Annotated in this window: 15 protein-coding genes and 2 tRNA genes; 15 read left to right on the top strand and 2 right to left on the bottom strand. The window is 67.0% G+C overall.

The features are described from left to right. The coding region (locus FEF15_RS14780; RefSeq protein WP_163559939.1) for a Clp1/GlmU family protein at nucleotides 1–409 on the bottom strand (409 nt) is incomplete at its 3' end. A 131-nt stretch (nucleotides 410–540) separates the two neighbouring features. On the opposite strand from FEF15_RS14780, the gene dapB reads away from it, so the two are divergent. The 4 genes from dapB to greA all read left to right on the top strand — a co-directional run bounded on the left by dapB (nucleotide 541) and on the right by greA (nucleotide 6566). After that, on the top strand, nucleotides 541–1344 hold the full coding sequence (dapB, locus tag FEF15_RS14775) for a 4-hydroxy-tetrahydrodipicolinate reductase (protein WP_163559938.1): 804 nt from the start codon (nucleotides 541–543) through the stop codon (nucleotides 1342–1344). A 324-nt stretch (nucleotides 1345–1668) separates the two neighbouring features. Beyond that, nucleotides 1669–2814 carry a glutamine-hydrolyzing carbamoyl-phosphate synthase small subunit gene (gene carA / locus FEF15_RS14770; RefSeq protein WP_163559937.1) on the top strand — a complete coding sequence of 382 codons (1146 nt, stop codon included), beginning with the start codon at nucleotides 1669–1671 and terminating at the stop codon, nucleotides 2812–2814. 48 nt (nucleotides 2815–2862) lie between these two features. After that, the gene (gene carB, locus FEF15_RS14765; RefSeq protein ID WP_163559936.1) at nucleotides 2863–6093 is read left to right on the top strand and encodes a carbamoyl-phosphate synthase large subunit; all 3231 of its coding nucleotides are present in this window, start codon (nucleotides 2863–2865) and stop codon (nucleotides 6091–6093) included. Beyond that, the gene (gene greA / locus FEF15_RS14760; protein WP_163559935.1) at nucleotides 6090–6566 is read left to right on the top strand and encodes a transcription elongation factor GreA; all 477 of its coding nucleotides are present in this window, start codon (nucleotides 6090–6092) and stop codon (nucleotides 6564–6566) included. Before carB ends, greA begins: the two co-directional genes overlap by 4 nt. Before the next feature lie 147 nt (nucleotides 6567–6713). Here the strand turns inward: greA and yhbY are convergent, their stop codons facing one another. Then, the gene (gene yhbY, locus FEF15_RS14755) at nucleotides 6714–7040 is read right to left on the bottom strand and encodes a ribosome assembly RNA-binding protein YhbY (protein ID WP_163559934.1); all 327 of its coding nucleotides are present in this window, start codon (nucleotides 7038–7040) and stop codon (nucleotides 6714–6716) included. Between the two features lie 165 nt (nucleotides 7041–7205). On the opposite strand from yhbY, the gene rlmE reads away from it, so the two are divergent. The 11 genes from rlmE (at nucleotide 7206) to infB (ending at nucleotide 18660) form a co-directional block, all read left to right on the top strand. Next, nucleotides 7206–7901 (top strand): 23S rRNA (uridine(2552)-2'-O)-methyltransferase RlmE, encoded by a 696-nt coding sequence (gene rlmE, locus FEF15_RS14750; protein ID WP_163559933.1) that lies wholly within the window; start codon nucleotides 7206–7208, stop codon nucleotides 7899–7901. Between the two features lie 209 nt (nucleotides 7902–8110). Next, nucleotides 8111–10075 carry an ATP-dependent zinc metalloprotease FtsH gene (gene ftsH, locus FEF15_RS14745; protein WP_163559932.1) on the top strand — a complete coding sequence of 655 codons (1965 nt, stop codon included), beginning with the start codon at nucleotides 8111–8113 and terminating at the stop codon, nucleotides 10073–10075. Between the two features lie 100 nt (nucleotides 10076–10175). Further along, nucleotides 10176–11033, top strand: a complete 858-nt coding sequence (folP, locus tag FEF15_RS14740; RefSeq protein ID WP_163559931.1) for a dihydropteroate synthase — start codon at nucleotides 10176–10178, stop codon at nucleotides 11031–11033. Next, entirely contained in the window at nucleotides 11033–12382 is a 1350-nt protein-coding gene (glmM, locus tag FEF15_RS14735; protein ID WP_163559930.1) for a phosphoglucosamine mutase, read from the top strand. The genes folP and glmM overlap by 1 nt, the downstream gene beginning before the upstream one ends. A 72-nt stretch (nucleotides 12383–12454) precedes the next feature. Next, nucleotides 12455–13204, top strand: coding sequence for a triose-phosphate isomerase (gene tpiA / locus FEF15_RS14730; RefSeq protein ID WP_163559929.1), 750 nt, complete (start codon nucleotides 12455–12457; stop codon nucleotides 13202–13204). A 4-nt stretch (nucleotides 13205–13208) separates the two neighbouring features. After that, nucleotides 13209–13568: a preprotein translocase subunit SecG gene (gene secG / locus FEF15_RS14725; protein WP_163559928.1), complete on the top strand. Its 360-nt coding sequence runs from the start codon at nucleotides 13209–13211 to the stop codon at nucleotides 13566–13568. 24 nt (nucleotides 13569–13592) lie between these two features. Next, a tRNA-Leu gene (locus FEF15_RS14720) sits at nucleotides 13593–13679 on the top strand. A 137-nt stretch (nucleotides 13680–13816) separates the two neighbouring features. Beyond that, nucleotides 13817–13893: transfer RNA gene (locus FEF15_RS14715), tRNA-Met, on the top strand. A 211-nt stretch (nucleotides 13894–14104) separates the two neighbouring features. Continuing rightward, nucleotides 14105–14566: a ribosome maturation factor RimP gene (gene rimP, locus FEF15_RS14710; protein ID WP_163559927.1), complete on the top strand. Its 462-nt coding sequence runs from the start codon at nucleotides 14105–14107 to the stop codon at nucleotides 14564–14566. 40 nt (nucleotides 14567–14606) lie between these two features. After that, the gene (gene nusA / locus FEF15_RS14705) at nucleotides 14607–16100 is read left to right on the top strand and encodes a transcription termination factor NusA (protein WP_163559926.1); all 1494 of its coding nucleotides are present in this window, start codon (nucleotides 14607–14609) and stop codon (nucleotides 16098–16100) included. A gap of 28 nt (nucleotides 16101–16128) precedes the next feature. Next, entirely contained in the window at nucleotides 16129–18660 is a 2532-nt protein-coding gene (gene infB / locus FEF15_RS14700; protein ID WP_163559925.1) for a translation initiation factor IF-2, read from the top strand. Nucleotides 18661–18662 lie beyond the last annotated feature (2 nt).

Genomic DNA, 18662 nt, shown 5'->3' with positions numbered 1-18662 from the left:
CTGGCAGCAGCTCCGCCCCCGGCGTGCCGCGCACCACGCCGGGGGCGTCGACCAGCAGCGGGCCGGCGGTGACGCGCTCGGCCAGGCGGCGCACGGCCTCCACCAGCGGCAGGCGAAAGCGCGCCGAATCGAGGGTGGCCAGCGCCGCGAGGGCCTCGAGCCGCCAGTCGCCGTCGTGCCACACGCCCAGGCACACCGCGCCGGGCGGGCCGAAGCCGGGCAGGCCAGGGTCGGCGCTCAGGCAGCGGAGTGTCCGACCCTGTTCGGCGAGGCGGGCGGCCACAGCCCGGGCGAGCGTCGTCTTGCCGCTGCCCGGGGCGCCGAGCAGCAGCACCCGCGGGGAACGCGCGAGCAGGTCCGGCAGGGGATGGTCCCTGGGCAGGCGGTCGGGTGTCGTGTCCATGGTCATGGCCCGTGCTCTCGATAGGCCCCACGATAGGCCCAGTGTGGGGGAATCGGAGGCCCTGCCCAAGGGGTCGGGAGGCGAGCGGCTCTGCTATACTCCCGCTCCATTCCCGTCAACCAGTCGCAGGAGTCCGCATGACCCGTATCGCCATCGTCGGTGTCGCCGGCCGCATGGGCCGCACCCTGGTCAACGCCGTGGAGCAGGATGCCGAGGCCACCCTCGCCGGCGGCGTCATCGAGCCGGGCAGTACGCTGGCCGGCGCCGATATCGGCGAACTGGCGGGTCTGGGCCGGCTGGGCGTGGCGGCGGCGGACTCGCTCGATGCCATCGTCGACGACTTCGATGTGCTGATCGACTTCACCGCCCCGGCAGTGACACTCGCCAACCTGGCGTTCTGTGCCAAACATGGCAAGCGTATCGTCATCGGTACCACCGGCCTCGACGACGCCCAGCTCGCCGAGCTCGACGGCTATGCCGACCAGCTCGCCATGGTCTTCGCGCCCAACATGAGCGTGGGCGTGAACCTGACGCTCAAGCTGCTGGAAACCGCGGCCAGGGCGCTGGGTGACGAGGGCTACGACATCGAGGTGATCGAGGCCCACCACCGCCACAAGGTGGATTCGCCTTCCGGTACGGCGCTGAAGATGGGCGAGGTGGTGGCCGAAGCTCTGGGCCGCAATCTCAAGGAGCACGGGGTTTTCGAGCGCGTCGGCCAGTGTGGGCCCCGCGATCCCAAGGAGATCGGCTTCGCCACCGTGCGCGCCGGCGACATCGTCGGCGAGCACACGGTGATGTTCGCCACCGAGGGCGAGCGCGTCGAGATCACCCACAAGGCGTCGAGCCGCATGACCTTCGCCAAGGGCGCGGTGCGCGCGGCGCGCTGGGTGGCCGAGCGGGGCAATGGACGCTACGGCATGCCGGACGTGCTGGGGCTGTGAGACGGGCTGTCGGGGCCGCGCGACGGATCCGGGGGTAGCCGCCAATCCCCATATCCGGTAACATCCCCAAAATTTTGGCCGGGCGCATGGGCGAAAGCCCTTTCGAGCGCTTGTTGCTTCGGCCCAGGCATTCCGAGCGAATGACAACAAGCGGGATGAAACCGGTCTTCATCGGGTTTCGTCCCGCTTTTTTGCGGGCCGGCCACCCGGGAGCGATTCACGACCGGGCCGCGGCCTGGTCGTGCGCAGGTGCGAGAGGCGCTCGCCCGGCTCGATGGGCGCGAGCCGACTAGAATTCCTTGACGAGCATGGGAGGACGTTGCGTTGAACAGACCCGCGATACTGGCCCTGGAAGAGGGCAGTGTATTCCACGGCACGGCCATCGGTGCCGATGGACAGACCAGCGGTGAGGTGGTGTTCAATACGGCCATGACCGGCTATCAGGAGATCCTGACCGATCCGTCCTATACCCGCCAGATCGTCACCCTCACCTACCCGCACATCGGCAATACCGGCATCAATGCCGAGGACGTCGAGTCCGGCGCCATCGCCGCCGCTGGCCTGGTGATCCGCGACCTGCCGCTGCTGGCGAGCAGCTTTCGCAGCGAGCGGACGCTCTCCGACTACCTGGCCGGCCAGAACGTGCTGGGCATCGCCGACATCGATACCCGCCGCCTGACGCGCATCCTGCGCGACAAGGGCGCCCAGAACGGCGCGATCCTCGCCGGCCCCCTGGCCGAGGGCGACGATGCCGTGGAGCGGGCGCTGGCCGCGGCGCGCGACTTCCCCGGGCTCAAGGGGATGGACCTGGCCAAGGTGGTCTCCTGCCAGACGCCCTACGAGTGGCACGAGGGCGAGTGGGCGCTGGGCGAGGGCTATGCCGACGCCACCCAGGGCAAGCGTTCCTACCACGTGGTCGCCTATGACTTCGGGGTGAAGCGCAACATCCTGCGCATGCTCGCCTCGCGCGGCTGCCGCCTCACCGTGGTGCCGGCCCAGACCCCGGCCGCCAAGGTGCTGGCCCTGAACCCCGACGGCGTCTTCCTGGCCAACGGTCCGGGCGACCCCGAGCCCTGCGACTACGCCATCACCGCCATCCAGGAGATTCTCGAGACCGAGATTCCGGTGTTCGGCATTTGCCTGGGGCACCAGCTGCTGGCGCTGGCCTCCGGGGCGAAGACGGTGAAGATGAAGTTCGGCCACCACGGCGCCAACCATCCGGTGCAGGACCTCGACAGCGGCCAGGTGATGATCACCAGCCAGAACCACGGCTTCGCCGCCGATGAGGCGACCCTGCCGGCCAACCTGCGCGCCACCCATCGCTCGCTGTTCGACGGCTCGCTGCAGGGCATCGAGCGCACCGACCGTCAGGCCTTCAGCTTCCAGGGGCACCCCGAGGCGAGCCCCGGCCCGCACGATGTCTCGCCGCTGTTCGACCGTTTCGTCGCGATGATGCAGGCGCGTCGCTAGACGTCGGCCGCCGTCCCTCGTTCGTCACCTTTTTTTGCGGGAAGCACCATGCCCAAGCGTACCGACATTCACAGCATCCTGATCATCGGCGCCGGCCCCATCGTCATCGGCCAGGCGTGCGAATTCGACTACTCCGGCGCCCAGGCCTGCAAGGCGCTGCGCGAGGAGGGCTACCGGGTCATCCTGGTCAACTCCAACCCGGCCACCATCATGACCGATCCGGTGATGGCCGATGCCACCTACATCGAGCCGATCACCTGGCAGGCGGTGGCCAAGATCATCGAGGCCGAGCGCCCCGATGCCGTGCTGCCCACCATGGGCGGCCAGACGGCGCTCAACTGTGCGCTCGATCTGGACAAGCATGGCGTGCTCGAGAAGTACGGCGTGGAGATGATTGGCGCCAACGCCGACGCCATCAACAAGGCCGAGGACCGCGACCTCTTCGACCAGGCCATGAAGCGCATCGGCCTGGAGTGCCCCAAGGCCGAGGTGGCGCACAGCATGGACGAGGCCTGGCGCATTCAGGCATCGCTGGGCTTTCCGGTGATCATCCGCCCCTCCTACACCATGGGTGGCTCCGGCGGCGGTGTGGCCTACAACAAGGAGGAGTTCGAGGAGATCTGTCAGCGCGGCTTCGAGCTCTCCAACAACCATGAACTGTTGATCGACGAGTCGCTGCTGGGCTGGAAGGAGTACGAGATGGAGGTCGTTCGCGACAAGAACGACAACTGCATCATCGTCTGCGCCATCGAGAACTTCGATCCCATGGGCGTGCACACCGGCGACTCCATCACCGTGGCCCCGGCCCAGACGCTGACCGACAAGGAGTACCAGATCATGCGCGACGCCTCGCTGGCGGTGTTGCGCGAGATCGGCGTCGAGACCGGCGGCTCCAACGTGCAGTTCGGCGTCGACCCGGACAGCGGGCGCATGGTGGTGATCGAGATGAACCCGCGGGTGTCGCGCTCCTCGGCGCTGGCCTCCAAGGCCACCGGCTTCCCCATCGCCAAGATCGCCGCCAAGCTGGCGGTGGGCTACACCCTGGACGAGCTGGCCAACGACATCACCGGCGGGCGCACCCCGGCCTCCTTCGAGCCGGCCATCGACTACGTGGTCACCAAGATTCCGCGCTTCACCTTCGAGAAGTTCCCCCAGGCCAACGACCGGCTGACCACCCAGATGAAGTCGGTGGGCGAGGTGATGGCCATCGGGCGCACCTTCCAGGAGTCGCTGCAGAAGGCGCTGCGTGGCCTGGAGACCGGCAACGACGGTCTCGACCCGAAGGTGACCGAGTTCACCGACGACGCTATGGCCCACATCAAGGGCGAGCTGCAGGCCGCCGGGGCCGAGCGCATCTTCTTCATCGCCGATGCCATGCGCGCCGGGATGAGCGTCGACGAGGTCTTCGCCCTGACCAAGATCGACCGCTGGTTCCTGGTGCAGCTCGAGGAGCTGGTGCGCCTCGAGGAGGAGGTGGCCAAGCGCTCGCTCTCCGAGCTCTCGCCGCGCGAGCTCTTTCGCCTCAAGCGCAAGGGCTTCAGCGATGCTCGCCTGGCGAGCCTGCTGGGGGTGGCCGAGAAGGAGTTCCGCAAGACCCGCCAGAAGGCAGGCATCCGCCCGGTCTACAAGCGCGTCGACACCTGTGCCGCCGAGTTCGCCTCGGACACCGCCTACATGTACTCCACCTACGAGGAGGAGTGCGAGGCCGAGGTATCCGACCGCCAGAAGATCATGGTGCTGGGCGGCGGACCCAACCGCATCGGCCAGGGCATCGAGTTCGACTACTGCTGCGTGCACGCCGCACTCGCCATGCGCGACGACGGCTATGAAACCATCATGGTCAACTGCAACCCGGAGACCGTTTCCACCGACTACGACACCAGCGACCGCCTCTACTTCGAGCCGGTGACGCTGGAGGACGTGCTGGAGATCGCCGACAAGGAGCGGCCGGCCGGGGTGATCGTGCAGTTCGGCGGCCAGACTCCGCTCAAACTGGCCCGCGAGCTGGAGGCCGCCGGGGTGCCGATCATCGGCACCACCCCGGATGCCATCGACCGCGCCGAAGACCGCGAGCGCTTCCAGCAGATGATCGACAAGCTCGACCTCAAGCAGCCGCCCAACGCCACCGCGCGCAGCTTCGAGGACGCCTTCGCCAAGGCCGAGGCGATCGGTTACCCGCTGGTGGTGCGCCCCAGCTACGTGCTGGGCGGTCGCGCCATGGAGATCGTCTACTCCGCCGACGAACTGGAGAACTACATGACCCACGCGGTCAAGGTCTCCAACGACTCGCCGGTGCTGCTCGACCACTTCCTCAACGCCGCCATCGAGATCGACATCGACGCCGTCTCCGACGGCCACACGGTGGTGATCGGCGGCATCATGCAGCATATCGAGCAGGCGGGGGTGCACTCCGGCGATTCGGCCTGCTCGCTGCCGCCCTATTCGCTGCCTGCCGAGGTGCAGGACGCCATGCGCGAGCAGGTCAAGAAGATGGCCGTGGAGCTCGGCGTCAAGGGGCTGATGAACGTGCAGCTCGCCTGGCAGGACGACGAGATCTACGTGATCGAGGTCAACCCGCGCGCCTCGCGCACCGTGCCCTTCGTCTCCAAGTGCATCGGCCTCTCGCTGGCCCAGGTCGCCGCCCGCTGCATGGCCGGCAAGACGCTGGCCGAGCAGGGCTTCGAGGCCGAGCTCGTGCCGCACTTCTACAGCGTCAAGGAGGCGGTCTTCCCGTTCAACAAGTTCCCCGGCGTCGATCCCATCCTGTCGCCGGAGATGAAGTCCACCGGCGAGGTGATGGGCTCCGGCGACACCTTCGCCGAGGCCTTCTACAAGGCGCAGCTGGGCGCCGGCGAGGCGATTCCGCGGCTCGAGGGGGAGCGCAAGGCGTTCCTCTCGGTGCGCGATCCCGACAAGGTGGGTGTTATCGAAGTGGCGCGTTCTCTGCTAGCATTAGGATTCGGTCTAGTGGCCACGCGTGGCACTGCCGCCGCCCTGAAAGCGGCCGACCTGCCGGTCGAGATCGTCAACAAGGTCTACGAAGGCCGTCCGCATATCGTCGATCTGCTCAAGAACGACGAGATTGCCTATATCGTGAACACTACCGAGGGTCGTCAGGCGATCAATGACTCCTCGGTCATCCGCCGTACCGCGCTTGCCCGCAAGGTTCCCTATGCCACCACCCTGGCAGGGGCGAGTGCCGTTTGTCTGGCGCTGGAATACGGCAATGCGATCACGGTGCGGCGGCTTCAGGAACTGCATGCAGGAGCAACGCAATGAACAAGGTCCCGATGACCGTTGCTGGGGAGGCGCGCCTGCGCAAGGAGCTCGAGGAGCTCAAGAGCGAGGCACGCCCCAGGGTGATCGCCGCCATCGCCGAGGCCCGCGAGCACGGCGATCTCAAGGAGAACGCCGAGTACCACGCGGCGCGTGAACAGCAGGGCTTCATCGAGGGGCGCATCCAGGAGATCGAGAGCAAGCTCTCGAGCGCCCAGGTGATCGATGTCACCAAGCTGCCCAAGACCGGCAAGGTGATCTTCGGCGTCACCGTGGAACTGATCAACCTCGATACCGACGAGGAGGTGCGCTACCGCATCGTCGGCGAGGACGAGGCCGACATCAAGGCGGGCCGTATCTCGGTCACCTCGCCCATCGCCCGCGCCCTGATCGGCAAGGAGGAGGGCGACGTGGTGGTGGTCAAGACGCCCGGCGGCGAGGTCGAGTACGAGATCGCCGGCGTCGAGCACCTGTAGCCCTTCGGGCAGCTGTAAGCCATAAGCTGGAAGCTGTAAGAAAACACCCCCGAGGCAGTGCCTCGGGGGTGTTTCGGTCTGACCTACAGCAGCTTACGGCTCAACGCTTACAGCTCTGAGCGACTCTGAGCGACTCTGAGCGACAGCTCAGTGGCGGCCGTGATGGTTCTCGAAGCGCTTGATGTTGGAGAGCTTGGGGTTGCCGCCGGGGCTGGCCCGGTAGAGCAGCGCCACCTTGCCGATGGTCTGTACCAGTTCGGCGCCGCTGTCGGCAACGAGCTCGTTGAGCATGGCGGCGCGGTCGTCGCGCTCGGCCATGGCGAGCTTGATCTTGATTAGTTCATGGTCGGTCAGCGCCCGGTCGAGCTCGGCGAGCACGCCCTCGGAGAGGCCGTTCTCGGAGACGGTGACCACCGGATTCAGGTGGTGACCGATGCTGCGGAATGCTTTCTTTTGTGCCTGTGACAAGCTCATGGTATCTTGCGTCTTCCCGGTTGCGCGCAGCCCGCTATGGTACGGGGAAACGCTAGCCGGTGAAAGCATGGCAGGGTCCGAACACGGGCCTCCCGTCCAGACGCCCAGTACACCGCCCCGGGCCGCTGGCCCTCACGCTTACCCGTTTCGTTTCAAGGTGATGTCGTGGCTCGTTCCACTCCCTCCTCGCGCGATGGCGCCTCAGGTCGCCGTGCCGCTTCCGCTCGCCGTGCCGGCAAGGGTGCGGCCAGCAAGAGCAGTGCCGGCTGGCTCAAGGAGCATTTCGACGACCCCTATGTGCAGCGCTCCTGGCAGGAGGGCTACCGCTCGCGGGCCAGCTATAAGCTGCTGGCGCTCGACGAGAAGGATCGCCTGTTCCGCCCGGGCATGACGGTGATCGACCTGGGGGCGGCGCCCGGCGGCTGGAGCCAGGTGGCGGCCGAGAAGGTCGGCGACGAGGGTCTGGTCCTCGCCTCAGATATTCTCGAGATGGATGCCCTGGCGGGGGTCGAGTTCATTCAGGGGGATTTTACCGAGGAGGCCGTGCTCGACGCGTTGCTCGACACCCTGGGGAATCGCCCGGTGGACCTTGTGATGTCCGACATGGCCCCCAACATGAGTGGCATGGCTGCCATCGACCAGCCCCAGGCGATGTACCTGGTGGAACTGGCACTCGACCTGGCGCAGCAGACGCTCGCGCCAGAGGGGCGCTTTCTCGCCAAGGTGTTCCAGGGTGAGGGGTTCGATCCCTTCCTCAAGGCGCTGCGCGAGAATTTTCGCCGGGTCGTCACCCGCAAGCCGGAGGCGTCGCGCTCCCGCTCTCGTGAAGTGTACCTGCTGGCAGACGGATTCCGCGGCTGAGCCCGGCTCGGCCGCTTGAACGGCCGGCAACCGGAGGGTCGGTTGCCGATAGAGAAAGACTAATGGCGTAATGGCCGGACATGGCGACTCAACTGTGTCACAGTGGAGTTTGACAGCCAGGCGGCGACGGCGGGGAACGCTATCGCTGTGCGCGTGGTCCCATTGCCAGGCGTGATCGGCCGACAGTTGCTTGTAATGAGGGTACTCCCTTGAATGATATGGCGAAGAACCTGATTCTGTGGTTGGTCATCGCGGCGGTGCTGCTGACGGTGTTCAACAACTTCAGCGTCGACAGCACCCCGCAGACGATGAACTACTCGCAGTTCGTCCAGCAGGTGCAGAATCAACAGGTGCGCAGCGTCACCATCGATGGCTATACCATCACCGGTGAGCGCACCGACGGCTCGCAGTTCCAGACCATCCGGCCGGCGGCGGACGACCCCAAGCTGATGGATGACCTGCTGGCCAACAACGTCACCGTGGTCGGCAAGGAGCCCGAGCAGCAGAGTCTGTGGACACGACTGCTGATCGCCAGCTTCCCGATCCTGTTGATCCTGGCCATCTTCGTGTTCTTCATGCGCCAGATGCAGGGGGGCGCCGGCGGCAAGGGCGGGCCCATGAGCTTCGGCAAGTCCAAGGCCAAGCTGCTCTCCCACGACCAGGTCAAGACCACCTTCTCCGACGTGGCCGGCTGTGACGAGGCCAAGGAGGAGGTCGAGGAGCTGGTCGACTTCCTGCGCGATCCCTCCAAGTTCCAGCGCCTGGGCGGCACCATTCCGCGCGGCGTGCTGATGGTGGGCCCGCCCGGTACCGGCAAGACGCTGCTCGCCAAATCCATTGCCGGCGAGGCCAAGGTGCCCTTCTTCTCGATCTCCGGCTCCGACTTCGTCGAGATGTTCGTCGGCGTGGGCGCCTCGCGCGTGCGCGACATGTTCGAGCAGGCCAAGAAGCAGGCGCCGTGCATCATCTTCATCGACGAGATCGATGCCGTGGGTCGGTCGCGCGGCGCCGGCATGGGCGGCGGCAACGACGAGCGCGAGCAGACCCTCAATCAGTTGCTGGTGGAGATGGACGGCTTCGAGGCCAACGAGGGCATCATCGTCATCGCCGCCACCAACCGCCCCGACGTGCTCGACCCGGCGTTGCTGCGCCCGGGCCGCTTCGACCGCCAGGTGGTGGTGCCGCTGCCCGACATCCGCGGTCGCGAGCACATCCTCAACGTGCACCTGCGCAAGGTGCCGCTGGCCGACGACGTCAAGCCGGTGCTGATCGCCCGCGGCACGCCGGGCTTCTCCGGCGCCGACCTGGCCAACCTGGTCAACGAGGCGGCGCTGTTCGCCGCGCGGCGCAACAAGCGCCTGGTGAGCATGGAAGAGCTGGAGCTGGCCAAGGACAAGATCATGATGGGCGCCGAGCGCCGCTCCATGGTCATGACCGAGAAGGAGAAGCTCAACACCGCCTACCACGAGTCGGGTCACGCCATCATCGGCCTGGTGATGCCGGAGCACGACCCGGTCTACAAGGTGACCATCATACCTCGCGGCCGCGCGCTGGGCGTGACCATGTTCCTGCCCGAGCAGGACCGCTACAGCCTGTCGCGCCAGCAGCTCATCAGCCAGATCTGCTCGCTGTTCGGTGGCCGCATCGCCGAGGAGATGACCTTGGGGCCCAACGGGGTCACCACCGGAGCGTCCAACGACATCAAGCGCGCCACCGAGCTGGCCCACAACATGGTGGCCAAGTGGGGGCTCTCCGAAGAGATGGGGCCGGTGATGTACGACGAGGACGAGTCTCACCAGTTCCTCGGCGGCGCGGGGCAGGGCGGCAAGCTCAAGTCCGGCGAGACCACCACCAAGCTCGACAAGGAAGTGCGCAAGATCATCGACGAGTGCTACGCCAAGGCGAAGCAGATCCTCGAGGAGAATCGCGACAAGCTCGATGCCATGGCCGAGGCGCTGATGCAGTACGAGACCGTCGACTCGACCCAGCTCAAGGACATCATGGAAGGGCGCCAGCCCCGTCCACCCGAGGGGTGGGATGACCCCAGTGGCGGCGCGTCCCCGTCCGGTGGCGAGACGGACCCCGAGCCTGCACCATCCCAGGACGAGGACGAGGAGGACGACGAGCCGCGACGCCGTCCGTCCGACCCGCTGGGCGGGCCAGCCGGTTCCTGATTCCGCCACGTCGACGACGGGCGTCCTGCGGGGCGCCCGAGTTGTTTGTGATACCCTTGGGCCCGCCAATCCGCGCCTGACTCGCCACAGGAACGACACCATGATGGAATCCGCGTCCCCGGCCTGGCTGCCGTGCGGCCGCCATCGGCTCGACCTCTCCTTTCCCCGCGTGATGGGGGTGCTCAACGTCACCCCCGACTCCTTCTCCGACGGGGGGCGCCACAACGCGCGAGACGATGCCCTGCGCCATGCCGAGCGGCTGCTGGCCGAAGGGGCGGCGATCATCGACGTGGGCGGCGAATCCACCCGGCCCGGCGCCGCGCCCGTCAGCGCCCAGCAGGAGCTGGATCGCGTGGTGCCGGTGGTCGAGGCGCTGGTCCGCGAGTTGGACGCCCTGGTGTCGGTGGACACCAGCAGCCCCGAGGTGATGCGAGCGGTAGCCCAGGCCGGCGCCGGCATGCTCAACGACGTGCGCAGCCTGCGCCGCGAGGGTGCCCTGGCGGCGGCCGCCACCAGTGGCCTGCCGGTGTGCCTGATGCACATGCAGGGCGAGCCTGCCGACATGCAGGAGGCGCCGTACTATGATGACCTCATCGAGACCGCGGTGAGTGATTTTCTCGCAACGCGGGTGGCGGCCTGCGAGGCGGCCGGTTTGCGTCGCGAGCGGCTGTTGCTCGACCCCGGCTTCGGCTTTGCCAAGACCGTGGAGCACAACCTGCGCCTGCTCAACCGGCTGGATCAGCTGGAGCGGCTCGGCCTCCCGCTGCTCGTGGGCATGTCGCGCAAGAGCATGATCGGCAAGGTGCTCGGCCGCCCGGTGGAAGAGCGCCTGCCCGGCGGCTTGGCGCTGGCGGCGCTGGCGGTGGAGCGCGGGGCGAGGATCGTGCGCGTCCACGACGTGGGGCCCGCGCTGGACGCCATCAACATGACCTGGGCTGTACTCAAGGAAGGCTGCTAATGACAAGACGCTATTTCGGCACCGACGGGATCCGCGGCACGGTGGGCGAGTACCCGATCACGCCGGACTTCATGCTCAAGCTGGGCTGGGCCATGGGACGCGTGCTGGCCCGCGATTCGGGCCGTGCCCGCGTGCTGATCGGCAAGGACACTCGCATCTCCGGCTACATGTTCGAATCGGCGCTGGAGGCCGGGCTCTCGGCGGCGGGCGTCGACGTGGCGCTGCTCGGGCCCATGCCCACGCCGGGCATCGCCTACCTGACGCGCACCTTCCGCGCCGATGCCGGCATCGTCATCTCCGCCTCGCACAACCCCTTCGCCGACAACGGCATCAAGTTCTTCTCCAGTGCCGGCACCAAGCTCGATGACGGCATCGAAGCACGCATCGAGGCGATGCTCGAGAAACCGTTGACCACGGTGGCGGCAGGGCAGCTGGGCAAGGCGATGCGCATCGACGACGCCGCCGGGCGCTATATCGAGTTCTGCAAGTCCACCATCCCCAATCGGGTGAGCCTGCACGGCCTCAAGATGGTGCTCGACTGCGCCCACGGCGCCACCTATCACATCGCGCCCAGCGTGTTCCGCGAGCTGGGGGCCGAGGTGAGCCTGGTGGGGGCCAATCCCGACGGGCTCAACATCAACCGCGAGGTAGGTTCCACCTCGCCGGCCAGCCTGCGTGCGGCGGTGATCCAGCAGGGCGCCGACCTGGGTATCGCCTTCGACGGCGACGGCGACCGGGTGCTGATGGTGGATGCCGACGGCCGCGAGATCGACGGCGATGACATCCTCTACCTGATCGCCGCCGACCGCCATGCCCGCGGGCTGATGGCGGGCGGCGTGGTCGGCACCCTGATGACCAACTTCGGCCTGGCCATGGCGCTCGATAGCATGGGCGTGCCCTTCGAGCGCGCCAAGGTGGGCGACCGCTACGTGGTGGAACGCATGACGGCCAACGGCTGGCAGCTCGGCGGCGAGTCGTCCGGCCACATCGTTTGTGCCGACGTTCAGACCACCGGCGACGGCATCGTCTCGGCGCTGCAGGTGCTGGCGATCATGATCAACGAGGGCAAGCCGCTGGCGCGGCTGCTGGGTGGCCTCGAGAAGGTGCCCCAGGCGCTGGTCAACGTGCGCCTGACGCCGGGCACCGACGCTCGCGCGTTGATGGATAGCCAGGCCGTGCAGCGCAGCGTCGCCGCCGTGGAGGAAACCCTCGGCGAGGAGGGGCGCGTACTGCTGCGCCCCTCCGGCACCGAGCCGCTGCTGCGGGTGATGGTCGAGGGGCGTGCCCATTTCGACGTCGATGCCCTCGCCCGGCGCATTGCCGACGATGTGACCAGCGAGCTGGCTTGACTGGGGTCGCCATGGTTGTCTTGCCCGGGGTGCTCCTATACCATTTCGCACCACTTTGAAAGAGGATCGAGCATGCGAACGCCGCTGATCGCCGGCAACTGGAAGATGAACGGCTCTTTGGCGCTGGTCGACGCCTTTGCACAGGCCCTGGTCACGACCCGCTTGCCGGCGCGGGTGGAGGTGGCGCTGATGGTGCCCTTTCCCTATCTGGGTGCCGCCGCTCGCGCCTTTCGGGACGCCCCGGTGGCGGTGGGCGCCCAGACGCTGAGCGATCAGCCCGCCGGTGCCTTCACCGGCGAGGTGAGCGGGGCGATGCTCGCCGACCTCGGTGCGCGCTACGTCCTGGTGGGGCACTCCGAGCGGCGTAGCCTGTTCGGCGAGGACGACGCGGGCGTGCTGGCCCGCGTCCAGGCGGCCCTGGCCAACGGCCTGACACCGGTGCTGTGCCTGGGCGAGACGCTGGAGGGGCGCGAGGCCGGGCGCACCGAAGCGGTGGTCCTCGGCCAGCTTGCGGCGGTGTTCGACGCCCTGGGGCCCGACGAGCGCGCCCGTCTGGTACTCGCCTACGAGCCGGTGTGGGCCATCGGCACCGGGAGGACGGCCACGCCCGAACAGGCCCAGGCGGTGCACGCGGCGATTCGTGCTCGCCTGGCCGACTACGCCCCGGCCCTGGCCGAGGCGCTGAAGATTCTCTACGGCGGCAGCATGAAGGCCGCCAACGCGGGCGAGCTGCTCGCCCAGCCGGACATCGACGGCGGCCTGGTAGGCGGTGCCTCTCTCCAGGTCGACGACTTCCTAGCCATTTGTCAGTCAGCAGGTTGAAACCATGCAAGCTACCATTCTCATGATCCATGTGGTGATCGCGATCGCCCTGGTCGCTCTCATCCTGCTGCAGCAGGGCAAGGGCGCCGAAGCCGGCGCCGCCTTCGGTGGCGGGGCCTCGCAGACCGTCTTCGGCTCGCGCGGCTCGGGTAGCTTCCTGTCCCGGGCCACGGCGGTCCTGGCGGTAGCCTTCTTCGCCACCTCGCTGACGCTGGCCTACTTCGCCTCCCAGGCGGGTGAGGCGCCCGAATCGGGCATTCCCGACGCGCGCGTGATCGATCAGCAGCGCGGCGTGCCGACCCTTGACGACGAGGGCGGGGATGTGGATAATGCTGCGCCAGTGCTGGAGGAAAGCAGCGACTGAGTCGCAGTTCCAGCGTCCGCTTTTGCCGAAGTGGTGGAATTGGTAGACACGCTATCTTGAGGGGGTAGTGGCCTTATGGCCGTGCGGGTTCAAGTCCCGCCTTCGGCACCATCTGTACCCCGGGCCTGTCATCATGGCACGCTGGGGATCGTAAGAACGCAGGATTGGCATCAGAAAGATTGTAGTGGAAGCGCCGCTTTTCCTTGACGCTTCAGCCTCGACTGCCTACAATCGCCGACCTGGAATGATGCGGGGTGGAGCAGCCTGGTAGCTCGTCGGGCTCATAACCCGAAGGTCGTCGGTTCGAATCCGGCCCCCGCTACCATCTTCCCGAAGGCCTGCCGCCGGCAGGTGGTTTCGAGAAGAGGTATGACAGGTTTCTTGTGAAAGGCCCCTTCCTGCGAAGGGGCTTTTTGTTAGCGGGCCACGCTCGGCAGCGAGCGACGGGTCCGGTTCGGGCAACGCCAATCAGCCACCTAGCTTTCCTGTTCACTCCCGGCCAGGTGCCTGATGCAACGGCTGTAGGAGCTTTCTCAGTGGCACTCAAGGACGCCGCGCTGCATGCGCTGATCGAGCCGGTGGTCACTGCCATGGGGTTCGAGCTGTGGGGCATCGACTACCTGTCCCAGGGCAAGCACTCACGGCTGGTGATCTACATTGATCATGCCGAGGGCGTGACCGTCGAGCACTGCGCCGACGTCAGCCGCCAGGTCAGCGGCGTGCTCGACGTCGAGGACCCCATCGCCGGTGAATACCACCTGGAGGTCTCCTCGCCGGGCATGGACCGTCCGCTCTTCACGCTCGATCAGTTCGCCCGCTTTCGCGGCCACCAGGTGGCCTTGCGGTTGCGGGTGCCGTTCGAGGGGCGTCGCAAGTTCAAGGGGCTGCTGGCCGGTACCGAAGGGGACGACGTCCTGCTGCAGCTCGACGGCGAGGAATATTGCTTTCCCATCGACACCATCGACCAGGCACGCGTGGTGCCCACCTTCGAGTCGTGATGGCGATGGATAAGGACAGGTTTTCTGGCGAGGCAAAGGCATGAGTAAAGAAATTCTGACGGTCGTTGATGCGATCTCCAATGAGAAGGGCGTGCCCCGCGAGGTGATCTTCGAGGCCGTCGAGGCGGCGCTGGCCAGTGCATCGCGCAAGCGCTTCGAAGGGCAGGATGTCAGCGTGCGGGTCAAGATCGATCGCCACACCGGCGACTACGAGACCTTCCGCCGCTGGGTGGTGGTGGAAGACGACGAATTCGAGAACCCCGACGCCGAGATCAAGCAGTCGTTCGCCGAGCGCCGCGACCCCCCGCTCACCCTGGGCGACGTGGTGGAAGAGCCGATCGAGAACGCCGCTTTCGGTCGTATCGCCGCCCAGACCGCCAAGCAGGTCATCGTGCAGAAAGTCCGCGAGGCCGAGCGCGCCGAGGTGGTGCGCCAATACGCCGAGCGCGAGGGCGAGCTGGTCGCCGGTATCGTCAAGAAGACGACACGCGATGGCCTGATCATCGACCTGGGCGACAATGCCGAGGCCTTTCTGCCGCGCAGCGAGATGATTCCCGGCGAGCGCTACCGCATGAACGACCGCGTTCGGGCGCTGCTCACCAAGGTCGATGCCGAGGCGCGCGGCGCCCAGCTGATCCTGTCGCGCACCTGTCCGGAGCTGATCATCGAATTGTTCAAGATCGAGGTGCCGGAGATCGCCGAGCAGCTCATCGAGATCAAGGGCGCGGCGCGCGACCCCGGCTCGCGGGCCAAGATCGCGGTGAAGACCAACGACCGCCGCATCGATCCGGTGGGCGCCTGCGTGGGCATGCGCGGCTCGCGGGTCCAGGCGGTCTCCAGCGAGCTGCAGAACGAGCGCGTGGACATCGTGCTGTGGGACGACAATCCGGCACAGCTGGTCATCAACGCCATGGCGCCGGCGGATGTCGGTTCTATCCTCGTCGACGAGGAGACTCACACCATGGACGTGGCGGTCGCCGAGGACAACCTGGCCCAGGCCATCGGCCGCAGCGGCCAGAACGTACGCCTGGCCTCAGAGCTCACCGGCTGGCGGCTCAACGTCATGACCGAAAGCGAGGCCGAGGACAAGCGCGAGCAGGAGATCGACGACCTGGTCGAGCACTTCATCCAGCACCTGGACATCGAGGAGGACCTCGCCCGGCTGCTGGTCGAGGAGGGCTTCACCACGCTGGAAGAGATCGCCTACGTACCCCTCGAGGAGATGCTCGAGATCGAGGAGCTCGACGAGGAGCTGGTGGAAGAACTTCGCGCGCGCGCCAAGGATGAACTGCTCAACCTGGCCATTGCCTCCGAGGAGGAATTGGACGGGGCCCAGCCCGCCGAGGACCTGCTGGAAATGGACGGCATGGAGCGCCACTTGGCCTTCATCCTGGCCAGCCAGGGGGTCATCACCATGGAGGATTTGGCCGAGCAGTCCGTCGACGATCTGATGGATATCGAGGGCATGGACGAGGAGCGCGCTGCAGCACTGATCATGACTGCCCGTGCGCCATGGTTCGAAGGCGAAGCGTAAAACGGGTCACGGGCTGAGGAGGGTCAACATGTCGGAAATGACCGTTAAGGATTTTGCAGTGAAGGTGGGGCGCGATGTCCCCCGCCTGCTGGAACAGATGAAAGAAGCCGGGCTCGCCCACAAGTCCGAGAGCGATGCCGTGTCCGAGGAGGACAAGCGGCAGCTGCTGGATTACCTGACCAAGAGCCACGGCGGTAGCGGTGCCGGGGCGCGCAACCGCATCACCCTGACGCGCAAGACGCGCAGCCGGATCAAGACCGGCGAGCGTGGCAAGAGCATCGAGGTGCAAGTGCGCAAGAAGCGCACCTACGTCAAGCGCGCCGAAGAGGAGGCCCCGGCCCCCGAGCCGGCCGAGGAAAGCGGCCCGCGTCAGCTGGTCGGTGATATGGCCGATTCTCAGCAGGCCCAGGCCGAGCGCGAAGCGCGCGAGGCGGAGGAAGCCAAGGCGCGTGCGGCCGAGGAGTCGGCCCGTGAGGCTGCCGCCAAGGTCGAGGCCGAGAAGGCGACGACCAAGGCCGAGCCCGAGCCGGAGATCCCGGTGCCCGAGCTGGAGGAGCCGGCCCCGGCCGAGCAGCCGCCGGCGCCGCCCAAGGAGGGACGCTCCGATCGCCGCACCGCGCCGCCCAAGAAGGTCGCCAAGAAGGGCCGTCAAGAGCGCGACGACGACGATCGCGGCGACCGCGAGGAGCGGCGTCGCGGCGGCAAGAAGGCCAAGCGCGCCGAGCGTCGCGGCGGCCGCCGCGGCGGTACCCAGGGCGGCAAGCACGGCTTCCAGAAGCCGACTCAGCCGATCGTTCGTGAAGTGTCGATTCCCGAGTCGATCAGCGTCGCCGACTTGGCCGACAAGATGTCGATCAAGGCCAACGAGGTCATCAAGACCATGTTCACCATGGGCGCGGCGGTGACCATCAACCAGACCATCGACCAGGACACCGCGGCCATCGTGGTCGAGGAGATGGGCCACAAGCCCAAGCTGGTCAAGGACGATGCGCTGGAGACCGAAGTCCTCGAGGGCATCTCCTACGAGGGCGAGGAGGTCACCCGCGACCCGGTGGTCACGGTGATGGGCCACGTCGACCACGGCAAGACCTCGCTGCTCGACTACATCCGCCAGGCCAAAGTGGCCACCGGCGAGGCGGGCGGCATCACCCAGCACATCGGTGCCTACCACGTGCAGGGCAAGGACGTGAAGGGAGATCACGGCGGCGTGACCTTCCTCGACACCCCCGGCCACGCGGCCTTTACCGCCATGCGTGCGCGCGGTGCCAAGGCCACCGACGTGGTCATTCTGGTGGTAGCCGCCGATGACGGCGTGATGCCGCAGACCGTCGAGGCCATCGAGCACGCCAAGGCGGCCGAGGTGCCCCTGGTGGTGGCGGTCAACAAGATCGACAAGCAGGGCGCCGACCTGGACCGCATCAAGAACGAACTTTCCCAGCACGGCGTCATCTCCGAGGAGTGGGGCGGCGACACCCAGTTCGTCCACGTCTCGGCCAAGACCGGCGAGGGCATCGAGGAACTGATCGAGGCAGTGCAGCTGGTCTCCGAGGTACTCGAGCTCAAGGCCGTACCCGAGGCGCCCGGCAAGGGCGTGGTGATCGAGTCGCGCCTGGACAAGGGGCGCGGCCCGGTGGCCACGGTGCTGGTGCAGAACGGCACCCTGAAGAAGGGCGACATCGTGCTCGCCGGCCTGCACTACGGCCGCGTGCGTGCCCTCACCAACGAGCTCGGCAAGCAGGTCGACGAGGCCGGCCCCGCCATGCCGGTGGAGATCCAGGGCCTCGACGGCACCCCCGAGGCGGGTGACGACTTCATGGTGGTGGCCGACGAGAAGAAGGCCCGCGAGGTCGCCAACTTCCGTCAGGGCAAGTACCGCGAGGTGCGCCTGGCCCGCCAGCAGAAGGCCAAGCTGGAGAACATGTTCAGCCAGATGGGCCAGGACGAGGTGGCCAAGCTCAACATCGTGCTCAAGGCCGACGTCCAGGGCTCGCTCGAGGCGATCAAGGGCGCGCTGGAAGAGCTCTCCACCGACGAGGTGCAGGTCTCCGTGGTCTCCTCCGGGGTGGGCGGCATCACCGGCACCGACGCCAACCTGGCGCTGGCCTCCGAGGCGATCGTCATCGGCTTCAACGTGCGTGCCGACGCCGCGGCCCGCGAGATCATCGAGCGCGAGGGGCTGGAACTGCGCTACTACAGCGTCATCTACCAGCTCATCGACGAGGTCAAGCAGGCCATGAGCGGCATGCTCGAGCCGGAGTGGAAGGAAGAGATCGTCGGCGTGGCCGAGGTCCGCGACGTCTTCCGCGCGCCCAAGATCGGCGCCGTGGCCGGCTGCATGGTCGTCGAGGGTACCGTGTACCGCAACAAGAAGATCCGCGTGCTGCGCGAGAACGTGGTCATCTACGAGGGCGAACTCGAGTCGCTGCGCCGCTACAAGGACGACGTCCAGGAAGTGCGCAACGGCATGGAGTGCGGTATCGGTGTGAAGAACTACAACGACGTCCAGGTCGGCGACAAGATCGAGGTCTTCGATCAGGTCAAGGTCGAGCGGACGCTCTAAGC

Origin of the sequence: Halomonas sp. NO4 (genome assembly GCF_010994375.1) — a bacterium.
Classification (GTDB): Bacteria; Pseudomonadota; Gammaproteobacteria; order Pseudomonadales; family Halomonadaceae; genus Halomonas.
Note: the sequence above shows the minus strand (reverse complement) of the source record. Positions and strands in the feature narration are given on the sequence as shown.

Excerpts from the sequence above, each read along its gene's own strand:
- dapB (WP_163559938.1), top strand. The coding sequence starts at position 541 with ATGACCCGTATCGCCATCGTCGGTGTCGCCGGCCGCATGGGCCGCACC.
- carB (WP_163559936.1), top strand. The coding sequence starts at position 2,863 with ATGCCCAAGCGTACCGACATTCACAGCATCCTGATCATCGGCGCCGGC.
- greA (WP_163559935.1), top strand. The coding sequence starts at position 6,090 with ATGAACAAGGTCCCGATGACCGTTGCTGGGGAGGCGCGCCTGCGCAAG.
- yhbY (WP_163559934.1), bottom strand. The coding sequence starts at position 7,040 with ATGAGCTTGTCACAGGCACAAAAGAAAGCATTCCGCAGCATCGGTCAC.
- folP (WP_163559931.1), top strand. The coding sequence starts at position 10,176 with ATGATGGAATCCGCGTCCCCGGCCTGGCTGCCGTGCGGCCGCCATCGG.
- glmM (WP_163559930.1), top strand. The coding sequence starts at position 11,033 with ATGACAAGACGCTATTTCGGCACCGACGGGATCCGCGGCACGGTGGGC.
- tpiA (WP_163559929.1), top strand. The coding sequence starts at position 12,455 with ATGCGAACGCCGCTGATCGCCGGCAACTGGAAGATGAACGGCTCTTTG.
- secG (WP_163559928.1), top strand. The coding sequence starts at position 13,209 with ATGCAAGCTACCATTCTCATGATCCATGTGGTGATCGCGATCGCCCTG.
- nusA (WP_163559926.1), top strand. The coding sequence starts at position 14,607 with ATGAGTAAAGAAATTCTGACGGTCGTTGATGCGATCTCCAATGAGAAG.
- infB (WP_163559925.1), top strand. The coding sequence starts at position 16,129 with ATGTCGGAAATGACCGTTAAGGATTTTGCAGTGAAGGTGGGGCGCGAT.